The sequence below is a fragment of the Desulfatiglans sp. genome (assembly GCA_012513605.1).
GTDB lineage: Bacteria > Desulfobacterota > DSM-4660 > Desulfatiglandales > HGW-15 > JAAZBV01.
Window position 1 is genome coordinate 1 of record JAAZBV010000107.1, and the last position, 19,387, is coordinate 19,387.

At 45.4% G+C, this 19,387-nt stretch carries 17 protein-coding genes and 1 tRNA gene; 12 read left to right on the forward strand and 6 right to left on the reverse strand.

The annotated features are described in order from the left end of the window. Positions 1 to 462 precede the first annotated feature (462 nt). The 3 genes from GX654_14705 to GX654_14715 form a co-directional block, all read right to left on the reverse strand. Positions 463 to 1,167, reverse strand: coding sequence for a M23 family metallopeptidase (locus tag GX654_14705; protein ID NLD38114.1), 705 nt, complete (start codon positions 1,165 to 1,167; stop codon positions 463 to 465). Beyond that, entirely contained in the window at positions 1,164 to 1,850 is a 687-nt protein-coding gene (locus GX654_14710; protein ID NLD38115.1) for a DUF4846 domain-containing protein, read from the reverse strand. The genes GX654_14705 and GX654_14710 overlap by 4 nt, the downstream gene beginning before the upstream one ends. Positions 1,851 to 2,069: 219 nt before the next feature. After that, positions 2,070 to 3,629 carry a sodium-dependent transporter gene (locus GX654_14715; GenBank protein NLD38116.1) on the reverse strand — a complete coding sequence of 520 codons (1,560 nt, stop codon included), beginning with the start codon at positions 3,627 to 3,629 and terminating at the stop codon, positions 2,070 to 2,072. A 284-nt stretch (positions 3,630 to 3,913) separates the two neighbouring features. On the opposite strand from GX654_14715, the gene GX654_14720 reads away from it, so the two are divergent. From GX654_14720 to GX654_14745, 6 genes are all read left to right on the forward strand, one after another. Further along, positions 3,914 to 4,007, forward strand: a tRNA-Ser gene (locus GX654_14720). 31 nt (positions 4,008 to 4,038) lie between these two features. Further along, positions 4,039 to 5,646, forward strand: coding sequence for a DNA polymerase III subunit gamma/tau (gene dnaX, locus GX654_14725; GenBank protein NLD38117.1), 1,608 nt, complete (start codon positions 4,039 to 4,041; stop codon positions 5,644 to 5,646). 64 nt (positions 5,647 to 5,710) lie between these two features. Next, entirely contained in the window at positions 5,711 to 6,040 is a 330-nt protein-coding gene (locus GX654_14730) for a YbaB/EbfC family nucleoid-associated protein (GenBank protein ID NLD38118.1), read from the forward strand. Positions 6,041 to 6,045: 5 nt separating this feature from the next. Next, the gene (gene recR / locus GX654_14735; GenBank protein NLD38119.1) at positions 6,046 to 6,645 is read left to right on the forward strand and encodes a recombination protein RecR; all 600 of its coding nucleotides are present in this window, start codon (positions 6,046 to 6,048) and stop codon (positions 6,643 to 6,645) included. Positions 6,646 to 6,647: 2 nt separating this feature from the next. Next, a complete protein-coding gene (locus tag GX654_14740) occupies positions 6,648 to 8,024 on the forward strand; it encodes an FAD-binding protein (GenBank protein ID NLD38120.1) in 1,377 nt (458 codons plus the stop codon). A 19-nt stretch (positions 8,025 to 8,043) separates the two neighbouring features. Next, positions 8,044 to 8,862, forward strand: coding sequence for an undecaprenyl-diphosphate phosphatase (locus tag GX654_14745; protein ID NLD38121.1), 819 nt, complete (start codon positions 8,044 to 8,046; stop codon positions 8,860 to 8,862). Positions 8,863 to 8,881: 19 nt separating this feature from the next. Here the strand turns inward: GX654_14745 and GX654_14750 are convergent, their stop codons facing one another. After that, a complete protein-coding gene (locus tag GX654_14750) occupies positions 8,882 to 9,262 on the reverse strand; it encodes a hypothetical protein (GenBank protein ID NLD38122.1) in 381 nt (126 codons plus the stop codon). A gap of 342 nt (positions 9,263 to 9,604) precedes the next feature. Between GX654_14750 and GX654_14755 the strand changes: the two genes are divergently transcribed. The 6 genes from GX654_14755 to GX654_14780 all read left to right on the forward strand — a co-directional run bounded on the left by GX654_14755 (position 9,605) and on the right by GX654_14780 (position 18,069). Further along, positions 9,605 to 10,372: an IclR family transcriptional regulator gene (locus GX654_14755; protein ID NLD38123.1), complete on the forward strand. Its 768-nt coding sequence runs from the start codon at positions 9,605 to 9,607 to the stop codon at positions 10,370 to 10,372. Between the two features lie 59 nt (positions 10,373 to 10,431). Beyond that, positions 10,432 to 12,492 (forward strand): aldehyde dehydrogenase, encoded by a 2,061-nt coding sequence (locus tag GX654_14760; GenBank protein NLD38124.1) that lies wholly within the window; start codon positions 10,432 to 10,434, stop codon positions 12,490 to 12,492. 33 nt (positions 12,493 to 12,525) lie between these two features. Next, complete coding sequence (locus GX654_14765; protein ID NLD38125.1) at positions 12,526 to 13,074, forward strand: (4Fe-4S)-binding protein; 549 nt, start codon at positions 12,526 to 12,528, stop codon at positions 13,072 to 13,074. A 40-nt stretch (positions 13,075 to 13,114) separates the two neighbouring features. Further along, entirely contained in the window at positions 13,115 to 14,266 is a 1,152-nt protein-coding gene (locus GX654_14770; protein NLD38126.1) for a (Fe-S)-binding protein, read from the forward strand. Further along, positions 14,266 to 17,301 (forward strand): CoB--CoM heterodisulfide reductase iron-sulfur subunit A family protein, encoded by a 3,036-nt coding sequence (locus tag GX654_14775; GenBank protein ID NLD38127.1) that lies wholly within the window; start codon positions 14,266 to 14,268, stop codon positions 17,299 to 17,301. Before GX654_14770 ends, GX654_14775 begins: the two co-directional genes overlap by 1 nt. Before the next feature lie 156 nt (positions 17,302 to 17,457). After that, positions 17,458 to 18,069 carry a hydrogenase iron-sulfur subunit gene (locus tag GX654_14780; protein NLD38128.1) on the forward strand — a complete coding sequence of 204 codons (612 nt, stop codon included), beginning with the start codon at positions 17,458 to 17,460 and terminating at the stop codon, positions 18,067 to 18,069. 82 nt (positions 18,070 to 18,151) lie between these two features. Here GX654_14780 and GX654_14785 read toward each other — a convergent pair whose 3' ends face one another. After that, positions 18,152 to 18,466, reverse strand: coding sequence for a nucleotidyltransferase domain-containing protein (locus GX654_14785; GenBank protein NLD38129.1), 315 nt, complete (start codon positions 18,464 to 18,466; stop codon positions 18,152 to 18,154). Beyond that, the gene (locus GX654_14790; GenBank protein NLD38130.1) at positions 18,442 to 18,846 is read right to left on the reverse strand and encodes a HEPN domain-containing protein; all 405 of its coding nucleotides are present in this window, start codon (positions 18,844 to 18,846) and stop codon (positions 18,442 to 18,444) included. Before GX654_14790 ends, GX654_14785 begins: the two co-directional genes overlap by 25 nt. Positions 18,847 to 19,387 lie beyond the last annotated feature (541 nt).

The window sequence follows — 19,387 nt, forward strand, 5'->3', positions numbered from 1 at the left end:
GATTCTTTTGTGTTACTATCCTTCTGGATCACTTGGGTCTTGTTCATTTGGTATCCTCCTTTTTAATGGGTTAAAAAGAAAATTATATCAAATGGCTTCCAAGTGATCCACATAGTATCTACGATATATGAAATACAAAATCAGGGCAGGAGTAAATCCTGCCCCGGCAAAAACAATCGCAATTTTGCAATTGTTTATATTTTTACAACAGTCGTCTTCGCATAAAACTGTGACGGCCGTGTCCTTGTATGGTTAAAAGTATTTATGAGTTAATACTGTAGGGGTGGACCTGTGTGTCCACCTGGTATTCAGGCATATGAACCTGCATCATCGGGCAGGCACACAGACCTGCCCCTACATCTGAAAAGGTTTCACCAAGGAGGTCACAGAGGTAAAATCATTTTAAACTTTTTCTCCGTGTTCTCCGTGGTTATTAATTACCATGTACTTGAAATACGGCGTTTACTCTTTATCCATAAAATGAATATAGTCAAAGGGTATTAATGAAGCCCCATCCACCTTCAGTACCATCAAGTGGAGATGGGAGGGAGACCTGCGCGGGAAGGCATTTTTGCCGCTCCGCCCAACTGTGCCTATTTCTGACCCGGCCTTTATAATACTTCCCGGCCTCACCAGCACATCATTAAGGTGTGCAAAATAGATAATCTGATCATGAACAGGATCAAGCGCCCATATGTAGCAGCCGCCTCTTATCTCAGAACCCTGTTCCCATGCGGTTTCAACACTGAGTATCAGGATATCTACCGGTGCAATTACTGATACCGGCTTACCTGTCCGGTCATCTTTTGAATCCTGATCTTTATCATGGATGAATAAATCATAAGCCGGGTGGCCGCCATGTTGGTTACCATCATAAAAGTCATACCCCTTAATCGTTGATGAACCATAATATATATCCGGCCTGAACCCGCCTTTACCTACATCCTTTATGCCATACCCCTTTACAGGAAAAAGCCATTTTGAATCTGTATTAAATGGATGTTTTTTACATACCTCTTTCAACCCTTTGTAAATTTCAGGGAACTCCCTGCGTGCATCCTCTTTTTTAATCGTCTGATCACGAACCGCCTTTTCAAACTCTTCCCATCCTGCTACAGGGGTCTGGGCAGCGGATAATAATAGGATGACTGCGAATAAAAGGTTCAATGTGCAAATCTCCTTAAAACAGGCTCACCATAATCAAGATGATCCCTCAGATGCTGCTTATACCCCTCCAGGGTAAACCAACCCTCTACCCCATATTCATCTCCCGCCTTTTCTATATGAAACTCCTGTGCAGGCATAAAGCTGTATCCCACAAGAAAAAGCCTTGCACCATCCTGTGCCGCACAGATGTCCATGATAACAGAGACATGGCCTACGCCTCCCCTCTCATTCTGCACAAATAGATCACCGGGAATAAGTTCATCCGCTGCGATTGGTGTGCACCCCTTTTTCAGGGAATGGGAATTGGTATTTGCAAAGGCTGTTTTTAGAAACGCAGTATATGTCTGAGCGGAATTTTTATAATATTTTTTCTTTCCTGAATAATCGAATAGAAACAGATTATCCAGCCACCCCTTTTCCTTGTGATATTCCGCCCAGAAGCGCATGGCAAAATCCGCACACTGTTCAAGGTCTGATTTAAACATAAGGGGCATCTCTATTACACCATACAGCCTGTAAGACCCTGATTCAACAGGCCTGCCTCGATAGTCAAATATGATATTATCTGATTTAAGAGGGAGGCTCTGTATCCATTGGCTGAATGAGCCTTCAGGGGGAACCATACGCTCATAACCATTGGGAATGGGTATTGTATTTCTGACAGTCCGATTTAAATCTGACATAACCTGGACTGAGATAAAAAATATAAATATAATAGTTACTGATGAAATGAGCGCTGTTTTTAACGGTACCACAAATCACCTCGCAATATAGCCACCGGTTCAAGGGAGATAATCATTCATCCTGCTTTTTGTTATTCTTCAATAACCTCTTTATGCAGAATATGAGGAGCCCTATAATCGCCCCCCAGGAGAGGCATGCAAATATCCATCCTGATATATTCATGATAAAATCTCCTTTCCTGCCCTTCTGCCCCTTTTCCGCCAGGCTGCCCAGACACCCAGTGAGATCCCGATAAAGATTGCTGCAAGCATCAGCCTTAATACCAGGACCACTGTCCTGTTTTCCTGTGGGATATTTTTCATAAGGATGGTGGGCAGCCCATCCTGCATAAACCATGAGACCAGGATAACAAGAAGGAAAACCGGTGTTACATATTTTATGATAAATTTGTATATCTTTGGCACGCGCAGCTCTGCTCCCTGGTGAATCTCTTCCCATGCCCTGTCCATACCAAAGACCCAGGCAAAGAGTATGACCTCTATGGTGCCAAAGAGCACCAGGCTGAAGGTGCCTCCCCAGAAGTCCAGTTCATCCACAACACCGTAACCAAGGCCGAATATGGCAGGCTGACACATGAAAAAGGCCGCTATGCCGAAAATCATGGCAGCCTTTGGGCGGCTGATATCAAACTCATCCTCCATAAAGGCAACTGCGGGCTGTGCAAGGGAGACAGACGAGGTGACCCCGGCCAGAAAGAGCAGCGCAAACCATAAAAAACCAAAGACCGCACCCGCAGGGATCTTCTCAAATATCAGGGGCATGGTCACAAACCCCAGGTTAAATGCCCCTGATTCAGCAATATTTTTAATCTCATAGGGTCCAAAGACCGCAAATGCCATCGGGATAATGATGCTTCCGCCAAGTATGATCTCAGCAAACTCATTTGTGCCCACTGCAGTAAGGCCGGAAAGCACCACATCATCCCTTTTTTTAAGGTAACTTGCATAGGTGAGGATTGCCCCTATCCCAACGCTCAAGGTAAAGAATATCTGGCCAGCCGCTGCTAGCCAGGTCTTTGCATTAAGCAAGGCGCTGAAATCAGGGTTCCATAAAAACCCGAACCCGTTTTTAATGCTCCATTCAGCCATTTCAGGATTTGGAGTGCCCAGGGTTATGACCCTTATGAGTATGATAAGTGCAAACACAAGGAGGAGAGGCATGGCAAACTTGCACAGCCGCTCAATGCCCCCCTTTATTCCATAATAGATTACAAGCACATTAAGGCAGAAGGTGATTATAAAAAAGAAATAGGCTGTCCCTATATTATGGAAAAACTGGTTCTGTTCAAGCCCCTGAAACCCTGATAAAAAGGATTTCATGGCCCCTTCAGTGGTGGCTGCCATATATTTTCCTGATAGGGCAAAAAAGCTGTAGGCCAGAAGCCATGACTCTATATAGGTGTAATATATGAAGATAACCAGGGGGCCGAATATCCCGATAACCCCAAAATAGCGGATAAAACGCCTTTTATTGCCGATATTATGGAAGATGCCAGGGGCCGTAGAGTGTCCGAACCCTCCCCCATACCTCCCCAGCGTCCACTCTACCCACATAAGGGGGATGCCGAGCAGTAACAGTGCGATAAAATAGGGGATCATAAATGCACCCCCGCCATATTTGGCCGCCTGCACAGGGAACCTTAAGAAATTTCCAAGACCAAGTGCGCTCCCTGCCACCGCGAGAATCATTCCGATACGTGAACCCCAGTGCTGACGCATGATGATTACCCCCTTAGAAAAAATTGAGGATAACTCTATTTTGTTTAAGCCTATATTTCAAGTCAATCCTGCTCATCTAAAGTAAAAAATCCCTCATTTGCCCTTGCCAGGATTTAAAGCCGCTTTTTAATCTGGTGATTTTTTTTACTCTTTTCATATGAAACTATTTCTGCTATAAATCGTGCCTCATGTCATAAAGCCAGTACTGACTAGTGGCCGTGACATATTTTACTATTTATTGTAACAAGTTAGCTTAAATTTATCAGGCAAATTTGTTTTAATACGGAGAGATGTCCGAGTTGGCCGAAGGAGCACGACTGGAAATCGTGTGTGCTGCCAAAAGCGGTACCGAGGGTTCGAATCCCTCTCTCTCCGCCATTTTTTTGATTTTGTATAAGAGTAACCAGATATGGCATATGAAGTTTTTGCACGAAAATGGCGTCCCCAGATCTTTCAGGATGTCCTGGGGCAGGAGCATGTTACCAGGACGCTCCTTAATGCCATAGCCGCAGACAGGCTTCACCATGCATATCTCTTCAGCGGGGCAAGGGGGGTTGGAAAGACCTCTGTGGCCCGTATCCTTGCCAAGGCAATCAACTGTAAACACCGGGTGGAGGGAAACCCCTGCAACAAATGTGAGTCATGCATGGATATCTCTGCCGGCTCTGCCATGGATGTGCAGGAGATTGACGGGGCCTCTAACCGCGGCATAGACGAGATACGCGAGCTCAGGGAAAACATAAAGCATATGCCCTCATCAGGAAGATACAGGGTATATATAATAGATGAAGTCCACATGCTTACCCTTCAGGCATTTAATGCACTGTTAAAGACCCTTGAGGAGCCGCCGCCCCATGTAAAATTTATATTTGCCACAACCGAGCCCCACAAGGTGCCAATAACCATACTTTCAAGGTGCCAGAGGTATGATTTCAAGAGGATACCCCAGGCAAGGCTGGTAGAACAGCTTGAAAAGATCACCGCAGAAGAGAAGGTAGAGATCAGCAGACAGGGGCTTGCCCTCATAGCAAGAGAGGCGGATGGAGGCATGAGGGATGCCGTGAGTCTCCTTGATCAGGTCATATCCTTTTCCGGTACAAAGATAGCGAACGAAAACATAGCTGATATCTTAGGCATTATTGACAGCGAGCTTGTGTTCAAGGCCGCTGATGCAATAATAGACGGCAGGTCTGGCGAATGTATAGAAATCGTAAACAGCATCTACCATTTTGGTTATGACATTAAGGAATTCTACAAGGCACTGATGGATCATTATAGAAACCTGCTCATCTCCCTTGTTGCCCCTGATAAAAACCTTCTTGATGTTACAGAAGAGACCATAAAGGAAATTCAGACCCAGGCGAAAAAGGCAGGGATCGAGAAACTGCAGCAGAGCCTCAATATTTTGATTATAAAGGAAGAGGCCTTCAGGTTTACATCACATGCAAGGCTTGTACTTGAGACCATTATGATAAAGCTCTCAAGGCTTGGGGAACTCCTTTCTGTCAGCGATCTTATAAGCAGGCTTGAGGCAATTGAAAAGGGGGCAGTTAAAGAGCCCGCCAGCTTTACAACAGATAAAAAAAAAGCTGAAGCATCAATATCAGAACCTGAACCCAGATGGGAAAAAAGCTCCCCTCCCCCTGTTAAACCGGCCAATAACACATTAACCGCAGTAAAAGGATGGGAAGGGTTAATAAGCTTTGTATCCTCTCGTAACAAGGGGATGTATGCAGTGCTTAAGGAGTGCAGGCTGGTAGATATTAAAGAGAAGACCATTGAGATAGAGCTGAGTAATTCACCATTTGCGATAAAATACCTGAATGACCCTGAAAGCATAGAAAAGCTCAACAGCTTTTTAAAAGAATATTTTAAAAGAGATATTAAGGTAACAGTAAATCTGCCGACTGAAACGATAGCAACACCCGCACCCGCTCTTGTGGTTAAAGAACCAGATATACCAAAATCGGTAAAGGAAGTGCTCAGCGTGTTCAAGGGTGAATTAAAGGGTAGTTAGAATCATGAAAATCATATAGGTCATATAAGTCTTATATGACCTATTTTTTAAAAAGGAGGAAAAAATGAAGGGAATACCGAACATGGGGAACCTGATGAAGCAGGCCCAGCAGTTTCAGAACAGGATGGCAAAACTTCAGGCGGAGCTCGGTCAGAGGACAATAGAGGCATCATCAGGCGGCGGCATGGTCTCTGTTGTTGTAAACGGGCAGCAGGAGCTGCTCTCCATAAAGATAGACCGCGAGGTGGTTAATCCTGAAGATGTGGATATGCTCCAGGACCTTGTGCTTGCTGCTGTAAATGATGGCCTTGCCCGCGCCAAGAAGATGGTTAATGACGAGATGGGTAAACTCACCGGGGGACTCAATCTCCCTAACATACCGGGTCTTATGTAACAGATATGGATATCTTTCCCGCTCCACTTGAAAGGCTTATACGAGATCTCTCAAGGCTACCCGGTGTTGGCAGCAAGTCTGCCACCAGGATGGCCCTCTATATCCTTAACTCAAACAGGGAGCTTGCAGACAGCCTTGCAAAAAGCCTCGTTGAGGTAAAGGATGAGATCAAATTCTGCTCTCACTGCTTCAACTTTACTGATACAGAACCATGCGCCGTGTGCAGGGATACAAACCGCTCTGGAAGGGTCATATGTGTTGTTGAAGGGCCCGGAGATCAACTGGCCATTGAAGAGACAGGTGTGTTCAAAGGGAAGTATCATGTCCTGCACGGTGTACTTTCACCATTAGACGGCATAGGGCCTGAGAATCTTAAGATAGGCGAGCTTATAAGCCGGTGCAACAGCGGCGATGTGGAAGAGGTGATACTTGCCATTAACCCAACAACACAGGGTGAAGCAACCTCTTCATTTCTGGCTGACATCCTGTTAAAGAAAAATATAAAGGTCACAAGGATAGCGCTTGGCATCCCTGTTGGCGGTGATCTCAAATATATGGATTACATGACCCTCAAACATTCACTTAACAGCCGTACCCTGGTTTAAAAATGATCCCCTATAATGCCCTGGCAGAACTCAAAAAGATCCTTAAACCGGGGGCACTGTTAACAATTGCCTCTGATCTTGAGGAGTTCTCTACTGACAGCACAAAGATGCGGTTCATGCCCGATGCAGTGGCCTTCCCATCAAGCTCTGAAGAGATATCAGAGATATTCAAACTCGCCAACAGGATCTATTTCCCGATAATACCAAGGGGCGGGGGGAGCGGCAAATCAGGAGGGGCGCTGCCAGTAAAGGGAGGGCTTGTGCTTTCTATGGAGCGGTTCAACCGTATCATCAATATTGATACTGATAACCTCATAGCCCATGTCGAACCATTTGTAATAACCGAAGTATTTCAACAGGAGGTGGAAAAGGCTGGACTCTTTTATCCGCCAGACCCGGCAAGCGCGGATGTCTCCACCATTGGCGGGAATGTCGCCGAGTGCGCAGGTGGGTTAAGGGGACTTAAATATGGCGTTACAGGCGATTATGTGCTGGGCTTGACTATCGTACTGCCAACAGGTGAGATTATTAGGACTGGCGTTGAGACCATGAAGGGTGTTGCAGGGTATGACCTCACAAGTCTTATTGTGGGCTCTGAGGGCACCCTTGCTGTTATTACATCCATAACACTTAAGCTGCTGCCCAAACCTGAAGCAAAAAAGAGCATGATTGTCTTTTTTGAGAGGATTGAGACAGCGGCCCGGACAGTATCAAACATAATCCGTGGAAAGGTAATACCTGCAACCCTGGAGTTCCTTGACAGGATGACCATAGAGTGTGTCCGCTCCCACATTAAATTCACAATACCGAATGGCACCGAGGCGATCCTGCTCATAGAGGTGGACGGCAGTGAAATGGTTGTTACTGAAGATGCGGAACGGGTTAAGGAGATATGCATGGGTTCCGGAGCTGCAGGGTTCAGGCTTGCCACAGGCAAAGAAGAGGTGGAAGAGATCTGGGGCGCGAGGAGAGAGGTATCAAACGCCATGCTCACCCTTAAACCTGGCAAGATAAGCGAGGATGTTGTTGTGCCCAGAAACCGCATACCTGATCTTGTCACATTCCTGGATGAGCTCAGTGTAAAATATGACCTGCCCATTCCTGCATATGGGCACGCAGGCGACGGCAATATGCATGTGAATATCCTTCTCGACAGCAATATTGCTGATGAAAAAAACCGGGGCGAGGCAGCAGTGAAAGAGCTTATGCAGAGGGTGATTGACCTTGGCGGCACCATCACAGGCGAACATGGCATAGGCATTACAAAGGCCATTTTCATGGAGATGGAGTTTTCAGGGGCCGCCATTAAACTTATGAAACAGATTAAAAGGGTCTTTGACCCTAACGATGTGCTTAATCCGGGCAAGATTTTTATTTAAAATATAGAGACAAAAAAATATGGACATCCTTTCCAGTATATTTCTTGGTGTAATACAGGGTCTTACAGAATTTTTACCTGTAAGCAGCTCAGGCCATCTTGTATTTTTTCAGAATCTTCTAGGGTTTAAAGAACCTGAGATATTATTTGATGTTGCGCTGCATCTCGGGACACTGCTTGCGGTATTTATATTTTTCAGGGCAGACCTGATGCTGATTGTTCTGGATATAAAGGGATACCTCTCTGATATCATATCAGGGAAGGAGACTGTCTCTTCAATAAAAAAGAGGCCACATGCACTTTTTGCCCTCTGGGTGATAATCGGCACCATACCTACCAGCATCATAGGTTTTCTATTCAAGGATATGCTTGAATCCCTGTTCGGAAAGGTGCAGCTTGTAGGTTTGATGATCATTGTAACAGGCATTATCGTTGGTATATCAAGGCTTATACCTCAGTCATACATGAAAAAAAACAGGCTGGGGTTTGTTTCTGCCATCCTCATAGGCATTGCCCAGGGGGTTGCTATAATACCGGGCATATCAAGATCAGGTTCAACAATTGTCTGCGGCCTTTTGTGCGGTATGGAGAGGGAACTTGCTGCCAGGTTTTCATTTCTATTATCCATTCCGGCCATACTGGGGGCACTGGTGGTTCAACTCTCATCCCATGAATTGCATACAATAGCCTTTACACCGATGATCACAGGTTTTATTGTTGCTGCAATATCCGGATTTCTGGCACTGAAGATACTGATGAAAATGGTAAAAAGGGGCAATTTATCCTGGTTTGCACCCTACTGCTGGCTGATAGGGCTTATAGTAATTTTTATATTCTAAAGGGTATTACCCGGTGGTATTAACAAGTCACATATCTGGCGTAGAGCCTTCTCAGGGTACTCATTGCATTAGGTGAATTCCGGTGTCTCTCATCCCCGGATAAAATAAACTCGCAGCCCGCCTTAAGGTCTTTACTCATGGCAACAGGGTTTGTCCAGATAACCCTTGAACGAAGTTCTACCCTCTCTTCTTCAGAGGCACAGAGCTCAATAACAAACTCTTTACCCTTGATGAATTCCCTTGTTGAAAGAAAATTTATGCCGCCCATGCATATATTAAGGCAGGGGAATTGTTTTATAAACGGCCTTAACAGAGAATCTCCCAGGCCACCCATTATCTTGACCTTGCATCCCGGGATTTCAAATCTCCTGTATTTTCTTCTTTCAATCAGTTCTGCCATATCTTAGAGGAGCCTCTTATGATCTTTTTTTGAATGATTTCAGATGATAGGTAAGAATACTTATTTATAATAAAATAATCAAGCCCGGTATATGGATCATGGCATTTTACCTGGTTTTCAATAAAAAAATTAGTTTCTTCATGAAAGCTGTCATTGTTCAGCTTTCAGCAAAAAGTATATAAAGCATGGACTTGGCTGATAGCTGAAAGCTTCATAAGGAAATAGTCATTTTCTTGAAATACACTTTCTAAAAGAAGTTTTGGCTTGACTAAGAGGCGCAGATGATTTATATAGAGACCATTTGTTCTCCATATAGATTCCATATCCATTAACAGGTGACATATGCCTGCAAATTACAAACGAGTCCCGGCTATTGATAAATCCTTTTCCATCCTGGAGTTGATTGCCCACGCGAGGCGCCCCCTTGGTTTCGCTGAAATCGTGAGAGAGCTCGGGCTGAACAAGAGTACTGTTTTTAATATCCTCTATACACTTAATGACCTCGGGGTACTGGACAAGGACTCTACCGGCCTTTTCCACCTGGGGTCAAGGCTCTTTGTGCTTGGCAATGCCGCTGCAAAGGGTTCTGAGCTAATCCAGACCGTGCACCCTTACCTGGTTAAGATTAATAGTGAATACAGGGTCTCCGCCTTCCTGGGTATATTGTCGGGCAGTGAAGTCATAATAATCGACAAGGCAGACATGGCACAGAAGGTAAAGATCTCCTCTGAAATAGGCATGAAGATCCCCCTCTTTGCAGGTGTGGCAGGCAAGGCGCTCCTCTCACAACTATCTGACCATGAGTTGGATGAAATACTTAAAGATTACCGGTTTAAAAAATACACCCCAAAGACAAATACAGAGAGGCGTGCAATCAAAAAGGAGATCATTAAGGTACGTGAAACGGACGTTGCCTATGACATGGAGGAATATATAGAGGGACTTGTTGCGGCGGCAGTGCCGATCAAGACCAACAGGGATGGGCTTCAGGCGACCATATGGGCGGTCGGGCTCAAGCAGGAATTTAAAAACAGTGCCCTGAAAAAGATTGTAGATTTTCTTATAAATACAGCGGATGAGATAAACAGCCGTTTTTCAGTGATAAAGTAACAGGGAGAGAAAATATACCTCTGCTGTTTTAAAGGTATAAATGAGTTCAGGGGGAAATAATGAGATATGCAGAGACAGGGGTAAATCTTGAGATAGACCTTGCGAGCGGTAACATCGAAAAGGTTGAAACAGACCCGATATTGATGGAAACCCTTCTTGGCGGGCTGGGCACCTGCATAAAGATACTATGGGACCGCACAACACCAAAGACAAAACCATTTGACCCTGAAAACCCGCTGATTTTCAGTAACGGGCTTCTTACCGGGACACCCGCAATCAGCGCCAACAGGACACTTGTGGTCACTATTTCTCCTGTAACAAACCTCATTGCATACCCTATGGGAGGGGGATTTTTCGGCCCTGAACTCAAGTATGCGGGGTATGACAAGATCATCCTAACCAATAAGTCACCGGGGTGGGTATATATCTGGATACATAATGACAGGGTGGAAATCAGGGATGCCACACACCTGCTGGGCACAGGCGCCATAGAGGTCCAGGATATGATACGGGAGGAGCTCAATGAACCCAACGCCCAGGTTGCGGCCATTGGTTCAGCAGGTGAGCATAGATCTTTGATCGCCTCCATTGAAATGGGCAGAGGCAGCGCAAGCAGGCTGGGCGCTGCCGCTATCATGGGGGATAAAAGGGTCAAGGCCATTGCTGTCAGGGGAACCAGGGATGTTAACCTGTATGATGGAGAGGCATTTGTTAAACACCTGAAGGAACTCAGGGACTATGTTAAAAACAGAAACGAAACCCCCCTCCCAACCAAAAATATCATGACAATACACACTGGTGTGGGTTCTCCCCAGGCCATGAAAATTGTTGATGAAAAATGGCACACAAACGGCTTTGCATGGGGTAACGCACGAAACCGGAGAAAAGATTTCTGGAGCGATGAGATAGAGGCAAAGTGGCGGGAGATACAGTACGGGGCGATTAAGAGATTCATAAGCTGTTTCAACTGCCCGCAGCAGTGCGGGGCATTAATCTGGCATGAGGATGATCCTCCATATATGGCCAAATGTTACTCAAAACTCTCATACCTCCTTGCGGCGATTGTGGATGATCAGCATTTCAGCTGGAAAATATGTTCAAAGGCATTCCGCTATGGCGTGGACTCTTTTTCAACGCCACAGGTGCTTGCCTTTGCTGTTGAACTCAGGGAGGCAGGGATCATTACAGAGGAAGATCTCGCAGGGACAGATGATTATCCCCCGTGTCCGCCACCTGAAAAAAAGGAGGAGGTCTTCTTCTGGCTCCTTGACCGGATCGGCAAGGGTGAAGGCATAGGCAGGATACTCTGTCTTGGCACAAAACAGGCAAGCGAAATAATAGGCAAGGGCGCAGAGGCATATGCCCATAACCTTATCAAGGGTGAAGAGCAGATGAATGTAAAACTGGGCATGCTTGACCCTCTCTATTTCCTGATGTTTTCTACCAATGAAAAACAGAGCATCCCCCAGATAGAGGGCAACTGGCCGCAGGAGGCCTTTCCTGATTATGAGGACAGGGTTGAATGGGTTAATGACTGGCCCCACCTCCCGCATGAAAGGTTTAAAAAGTATTTTCTGGACTGGGACCCTAAAGGGGGAAAGAATGCAGCCCCCTATTACCCCACCCCTTATATTGCATCCGAGATAGTGGACTGGATGGAAGAGACCCACAATTATGATGACTCACTCGGGATATGCTGTGGTATGGGCGGGTTCTGTCTCAAGCCGGCCTATCATGTCCAGAACTACTGTAAGTTCGTCTCAGCGGCAACAGGCATGGAGCTTGATCAATACAAATTAAGGAAGATAATACACAGGAGCCGCAACCTGCACAGGGCCTTTAATATAAGGAGAGGCATGACAAGGGCAGATGAAAAGCCGCCTCAAAACCACTGGAAATACCGCTTCCCGGAACTCGAGGAAGAGCTTCTCACAACCTATTATGATTACAAGGGATGGAATTTTGATGGCGTCCCAACCCGCGCAAGGCTTGAGGAGCTTGATCTTGGTTACGTGGCTGACGAGCTTGAAACACTGGGGCTTCTTAAAAAGGTCGAACCTCCTACTCCTCACGAGATGGAAGTGATGAATAAAATTCGCAAAGAAAAATGGGGATACTGATAATATTACCTTGCATTAGGGATAAAAATAAAAATGGCAAAAATTAAAAAAACAGTAAAAAGGATAAAGGTTGATGCTGACCTGTGCAACGGCTGCAGGACATGTGAGTTAATGTGTTCAGCATATCATTCCAAGCCCAAATACAGCATCGTGAATCCTGCCAGAGCACGAATCCAGATCATTCGTGACCCCTTAAAGGACATATGGCTTCCGGTATTTGCGGGTGAATACACCCCCAGCGAATGCAGCGGGAGGATAATCTATAACATTGATGATAAGACCTATGAGGAGTGCGCATTCTGCAGGGCTGCATGCCCCTCGCGCGGCAGATTCACAGAGCCTGATTCCGGCCTTCCCCTTGCGTGTGACATGTGCCAGGATGACCCTTCACTAAAAACGCCCGTATGTGTGGAATGGTGTATCCGCGATGTCCTGACATATGAGGAAGAGGAGGTGGAGGTTGAAGAAGAGGAAATCAAGCGGGATGAAATGAGGATCGGACTTAAGGCCCTTGCAGACAAATACGGGTTTAATGAACTGATGGATGCGGTGACAAGGATGTCACACCGCAGTGAATCCTGAGGATCACTGGGATCAGGATGTTGATAATTGGAGAAAAGCATTGGAAACTGTGACCCCATTGGGTGAGATAATAGAAGTTATAAAAAAGAGCGGAGGGGATGCCTTCAGGCGATGTTTTCAGTGCGGCCTGTGCGACAGTCTCTGCCCCTGGAACAGTGTAAGGGATTTCAGCATGCGCATGCTTGTAAGAGAGGCTGCCTTCGGGCTTACTGATATCGGGTCTGAAGAGATATGGCTCTGCACCACATGCGGGAGATGCCCGGCTGAATGCCCGAGGGATGTAAGGCAAATAGAATCAGGCGTGGCCTTAAGAAGGATAGCCTGTGAATACAATATATTTCCTGACACAGCAAGACCTTTAAGAGGGATCAGCGCCAGCCTCACAGCAGAAGGAAACCCCCTTAATGAAAAAAGAGAGAACCGCGCAGCATGGACAGAAGGCATTTCAGTTAAGCCATTTACAGAGGATACTGAATACCTCTATTTTACCGGCTGCTACCTGAGCTATGATCCGAGACTTAAAAAGGTGGCAAGAGCAACAGCCAGTATCCTTAACAGGGCCGGGGTGGATTACGGGATACTGGGCACAAAGGAGAACTGCTGTGGTGAAAGCGTCCGCAAGACCGGAGATGAAGGGCTTTTCAAAAAACTGGCAAGGGAAAATATTAAGAGCTTTATTGAAAATGGCGTGAAAAAGATTATCGTTTCATCACCCCACTGCTATCATACATTTAAAAACGAATACCCTGAGTTCATGGTTAACTTTGAAATCATCCATATAACCCAGTTGATTGACAGGTTGATCAAGGATGGAAAACTCTGCCTCATAAAGGAATATAATAAAAGGATCACGTATCATGACCCCTGTTATCTGGGAAGGCACAACAATATCTATGATGAACCAAGAGAGATTTTAAAAAGGATCAGTGGCGCTGTTTTTATAGAGCTGCCTGAATCCCGTGATAAAAGCCTCTGCTGCGGCGGGGGCGGGGGAAGGATATGGATGGAGACACCAAAGGGGGAGAGGTTTTCCGATATCAGGGTCAGGGAGGCTATTGATACTGGTTCGGAGATTATTGTTACTGCATGCCCATACTGCATAACCAATTTTGAAGACAGCAGGCTGACCCTGAATGTTGAGGATAAAATAAGGGTAATGGATATAACTGAAATAATTCAGGAAGTGATATAATGTTACACAACTATGGCGATGTAATGGTCGTGGGCGGGGGTATCAGCGGCATCCAGGCAGCCCTTGACCTGGCCACTTCCGGTTTCAAGGTCTGGCTTGTGGATAAATCCCCAACCATAGGCGGACACATGGCCCTGCTTGACAAGACCTTTCCGACAAACGACTGTTCAATGTGTATAGAATCCCCCAAGTTCATAGAATGTGACAGGCACCCGAATATCGAGATCCTCACATATACTGAAGTGGAAAAGGTGGAGGGGAGCGCTGGCAACTTTGAGATTACCCTTATAAAAAGGCCGAGATATATAGATGAAAAGAGATGCACAGGCTGCACTGCCTGCGTGGAATACTGCCCCATAAATTACCCTGATCAATTCAACCAGGAGATATCGGTCAACAAGGCCATCCATATCTACTTTGCCCAGGCGGTTCCGCTTGTTACTTATATTGATGAAAGCTGCCTTTATCTCAAGGAAGGCAAATGCAGGATATGTGAAAGGGTATGCGGCTCAGATGCAATAGATTTCAATCAGAGGCCGGAACGAAGGACGATAAAAGTGGGGGCTGTTATCCTTGCCCCTGGGATCGAGGCATATGACCCCTCGGTAAGAAAGGAATATCACTATGGTGATTTCGCTAATGTGGTCACAGCGCTTGACTTTGAACGCCTGCTCTGTGCAACAGGCCCGTACGGGGGTGAGATACTAAGGCCCACGGATAAAAAGCACCCGCATAAAATTGCATGGATACAGTGCGTCGGCTCAAGGAGGGTTACAAATGGGGATAACAGCTACTGTTCATCTGTATGCTGCACCTATACCCAGAAACAGGTGATCCTTACCAAAGGCCATGACCCTGGGGTTGAGTGCACTATATTTCACAATGATATAAGGTCATTCGGAAAAGACTTTGAACGGTTTTACCAGAGGGCTATGTATCTTGACGATGTCCGCTTCATTCGAAGCTACCCATCCATTGTCAGCGAGAACCCTGAAAACCGAAATGTGACCTTGAGATACGCAACAGATAATGAGGGGGTAAAAGAGGAAGAGTTTGATATGGTGGTGCTTTCTGTTGGCCTTACACCCCCTTCAGGCATGAAGGGGCTGGCAAAGATATTTGGTATTGAACTTAACCAGCACGGTTTCTGCTTGACCAATCCGATTAACCCAATGGAGACCTCACGGAAAGGCATTTTCACAAGCGGGGCTATCACCGGGCCAATGGACATACCCGAATCTGTAGTAACTGCGAGCGGGGCTGGTTCCCTGTGCGGTGAACTGCTAAACTATCAGAGGGGCGAACTTGCGAGAGAGAGGGTCTACCCTCATGAAAGGGATTGTTCAGGCGAAATACCAAGGGTCGGCGTATATGTGTGTCATTGCGGCGCAAATATAGGGAAGGTTGTTGATATCCCCTCAACCGTTGAATATGCCCTGACTTTACCCAATGTGGTTCATGCGGAAGAAAGCCTCTTTATCTGTTCTACAGATGCCGCGAAAAGCCTGGCAGCATCCATCAGTGAAAAGAGATTAAACCGCGTTGTTGTTGCGGCCTGTACACCCAGGACCCATGAGCCCCTGTTCAGGGATACCCTGAGAGAGGCAGGGATTAATCAGTATTATTTTGAATTCGCCAATATCCGCGAGCATTGTTCCTGGGTGCATTCAAGGGAAAAGGAGGCAGCAACACAAAAGGCAAAGGACCTCATAAGGATGTCGGTTGCAAGGGCCTGTAAACTTGAGCCACTTAATGAATTTGATCTGCCTGTTAACAAAAAAACACTTGTAGTGGGGGGAGGGATAGCGGGCATGACTAGCGCCCTTTCGCTCGCTAACCAGGGTTATCAGGTCTACCTGGTGGAAAAGGCGGAAGAGCTGGGAGGCACTGCAAAAAGGCTTTTTTTCACCCTTGAGGGCATGGATGTACAGGCTCATTTGAAAGAGCTGATCAATAAAGTTCACTCACACCCCCTGATACACATATTCAAGAAGGCGGTGATAACAGGGTCAACAGGTTATGTAGGTAATTTCACCACAAAAATCAGATCAGGGTTCGGCGACTCTGAAATAAATCACGGTGTCACGATCATTGCTACTGGAGCAGATGAATACAGGCCAACTGAATATTTATATGGAGATGATGACCGGGTAATTACCCAACTGGAGCTTGAACAAAGGATTTTTGAGGACGACAAAAATATAACTGAAGCAGGCAGCATTGTGATGATCCAGTGTGTCGGGTGCCGGAATGATGTAAGAAATTATTGCAGCAGGGTATGCTGCACTCAGGCAATCAAAAATGCCCTCCGGATCAGGGAGGTTAATCCAGAGGCTGATATCAGCATCCTGTTCAGGGATATGAGAAGTTACCGGTTTAGCGAGGACTATTACAGGAAGGCGTCTGATATGGATATAAGGTTTATCCGCTACGAACCGGATGCCCCCCCTGAGGCTAAGGCCTTTACAGAAAATGGAAAAAAGGGGTTAAGAATAACAGCGCCTGATTATATACTTAATAAAAGGATTGCCCTTGATGCTGATCTTCTTGTTTTGTCCGCTGCTGTTGTTCCATCGCCCGCAGGCAAAGAGACAGCCCGCATGTTCAAGCTCACCCTTGGCCCGGATGGTTTTTTCCAGGAGGCACATGTAAAATTAAGGCCGGTCGATTTTGCTGCAGAAGGTGTTTATCTCTGCGGGATGGCCCATTACCCAAAACATATAACAGAGACTATCAGCCAGGCATACGGTGCAGCAGGCCGTGCTGTTGCGCTGTTATCGCATGATACTGTAGTAGCTTCAGGGTCGGTTTGCACAGTTTATGAAGATAAATGCATATCATGCGGGGCATGCATAAAGGCATGTACATACGGCGCCATCAGCTTTGTTGAGACCCTGAAAGGGAAGAAGGCGAGGGTAAACCCGGTGCTCTGCAAGGGTGACGGCCTGTGTAACGCAAAATGCCCGGCAGGGGCTATCTCGCTTAAGCACTTTACTGATGAAGAGATATTTGCACAGATAGATGCGGCGGAGTAACACGGTTTGAGATGTACGGTTTCAGGTTTAAGGTGTATGGCTTGAGGTTACTCCTCATCATGCATGTTTTATGGTTTTCGTAGGGTCGGGGTTTACCCCCGACCAGATACGCATACAGGGTTCATATGTTTAAATTGATATTGGAGATAAAAATAATTGAACGCATCCACAAATTTTAAACCAAAGATAATAGGCTTTTTATGCAACTGGTGCTGCTACGGGGGCGCTGACCTCTGTGGTGTATCCCGATTTCAGTACCCGCCCTATATCCGGGTTATAAGGGTTATGTGCGCAGGACGTGTAGACCCTGCCTTTGTGCTGAGGGCATTTGAGCGGGGCATGGACGGGGTGTTCATTGGCGGGTGCCACTTTAATGACTGCCACTATAATACAGAGGGCAATTATGATGCCTTCAGTATGGTGCAGATCATGAAAAGACTTCTTGGACATATTGGGATTAACCCTGAAAGATTAAGGCTTGAATGGGTATCTGCCGGAGAGGGAACAAGATTTGCAGAGATAATGAATGAATATGGAAACAAAATACTTGCGATGGGGCCATTGGGTATTGAGGGCGATAAGGGGATGGATGAACTGAGGTCAAGGATTGCTACAGTGACAGGGCTTATCCCGTATATTAAAGAGGTAGAAAGAAAACATATGAGGATCAAGGAAAAGTCTGAAAAGGCATACAGAGAATTTTTTGAAAGTGAAAGGTTTGAAAAAACTTATAAAGATTACATTGAACCGAAACTGGATCACACTTAAATATTCCCCTACGTCATTCCCCGACCCCGATCGGGGAATCCAGCTTTAGCCTTTGAGGCACCCTGTAATTTCGCAACAATCACTAAACAATTCTAATCCCGTGTTTTTGAATTTCATTAGCTAAAGGATTATTGGCAGCAAAGGTTTCTTCCAAAAAAGGATAAGGCTCAATACGGTCATCAATTTGTGCGGCAATACGCATAAGAGACACTCTTTCTTCAAATAGATCATCTGAATAATCGGTTAAAATAACAGCAATATCAATATCGCTCCATTTTGAAGCCACCCCTTTGGCATAGGAACCATACAGGTATGCCGATTTTATCCTGTGCGATTGTCCGGCTTCTTCAATGAATTTTCGGATAGTCATCTCTATTGAAGCTGGGATTTTATCCATCTAAAATACTCCTTTATAATTTTCATCTCTTTCAATGTAAAATCAGATGTACATTTTTTTCGAAATGCCGCTTTTATATCAGGGTATCTTGATTCAATATTATAGCTCGTAATTCGAATTAAGGCATCAGTACTGCGTTCATCAAGCTCCAATCCTGCAATCTTTGCTAAACGAACCAAATTATGTAAGGGCGGGGCATGTTCCTTGTGTTTAACCACATATACTGCCTTAAGTATCTTTTCTATTGCCAGATGCCCGAAAAACAATGAGTAGGAAAAATCGCCTTTTTCCATCAGATGATCTGCTACATTTAAAGCCTCTTCTGATTCCCTTAGCCAGAATCTCTTAACTTCTTCAAAATCAGTTTTTACCTCGGCCATTAAAATCCTCATTTGTTATCTAGCAGGCATATTATCAAAAGAAATGGGCTAATACAAGTCTTGTTCCATCAGGAAAAAAGGCTTATTACCTTGATGATGCCATATCCGTTATACCTATATCAGGCATCTCAAGTTTATCATAGTTGTAGTAATACGCCTCGAATAATTGCCATCTTAATTGACTTCAAAAAGCAATTGGTGGACAAGCACCTGTACCCTCTTTTTTCAATTCACACTCCCACGAGATGGAAAAGGAATATAATTTTAAAGGCTTGATTATTCATTTTCAGAAAAGTAATATGCATCTGCTTCATTGTAAAAAATGGTATTAATTTTATAAATTCCTGAAAATCCCGGTTCATCTTTGTGTATAACATTCAAAATGTAAAGATAGCCGGATCAAGTGAATAAATTGTTAACATCTAAAAAGGAGACCCCATGTCAAAATCTGATTATGAACATTTTAAGAATATGCCAATTGATGAACTATCCGAAGAAGCATCTGGACTAAAGTCGATGTCCACCGGATCAAGGATCGAAC

Bases quoted from the DNA above. Each gene is read 5' to 3' on its own strand.
- GX654_14710 (NLD38115.1), bottom strand. From the start codon at position 1,850: ATGTCAGATTTAAATCGGACTGTCAGAAATACAATACCCATTCCCAAT.
- GX654_14715 (NLD38116.1), bottom strand. From the start codon at position 3,629: ATGCGTCAGCACTGGGGTTCACGTATCGGAATGATTCTCGCGGTGGCA.
- dnaX (NLD38117.1), top strand. From the start codon at position 4,039: ATGGCATATGAAGTTTTTGCACGAAAATGGCGTCCCCAGATCTTTCAG.
- GX654_14730 (NLD38118.1), top strand. From the start codon at position 5,711: ATGAAGGGAATACCGAACATGGGGAACCTGATGAAGCAGGCCCAGCAG.
- recR (NLD38119.1), top strand. From the start codon at position 6,046: ATGGATATCTTTCCCGCTCCACTTGAAAGGCTTATACGAGATCTCTCA.
- GX654_14740 (NLD38120.1), top strand. From the start codon at position 6,648: ATGATCCCCTATAATGCCCTGGCAGAACTCAAAAAGATCCTTAAACCG.
- GX654_14745 (NLD38121.1), top strand. From the start codon at position 8,044: ATGGACATCCTTTCCAGTATATTTCTTGGTGTAATACAGGGTCTTACA.
- GX654_14750 (NLD38122.1), bottom strand. From the start codon at position 9,262: ATGGCAGAACTGATTGAAAGAAGAAAATACAGGAGATTTGAAATCCCG.
- GX654_14755 (NLD38123.1), top strand. From the start codon at position 9,605: ATGCCTGCAAATTACAAACGAGTCCCGGCTATTGATAAATCCTTTTCC.
- GX654_14760 (NLD38124.1), top strand. From the start codon at position 10,432: ATGAGATATGCAGAGACAGGGGTAAATCTTGAGATAGACCTTGCGAGC.
- GX654_14765 (NLD38125.1), top strand. From the start codon at position 12,526: ATGGCAAAAATTAAAAAAACAGTAAAAAGGATAAAGGTTGATGCTGAC.
- GX654_14775 (NLD38127.1), top strand. From the start codon at position 14,266: ATGTTACACAACTATGGCGATGTAATGGTCGTGGGCGGGGGTATCAGC.
- GX654_14785 (NLD38129.1), bottom strand. From the start codon at position 18,466: ATGGATAAAATCCCAGCTTCAATAGAGATGACTATCCGAAAATTCATT.
- GX654_14790 (NLD38130.1), bottom strand. From the start codon at position 18,846: ATGGCCGAGGTAAAAACTGATTTTGAAGAAGTTAAGAGATTCTGGCTA.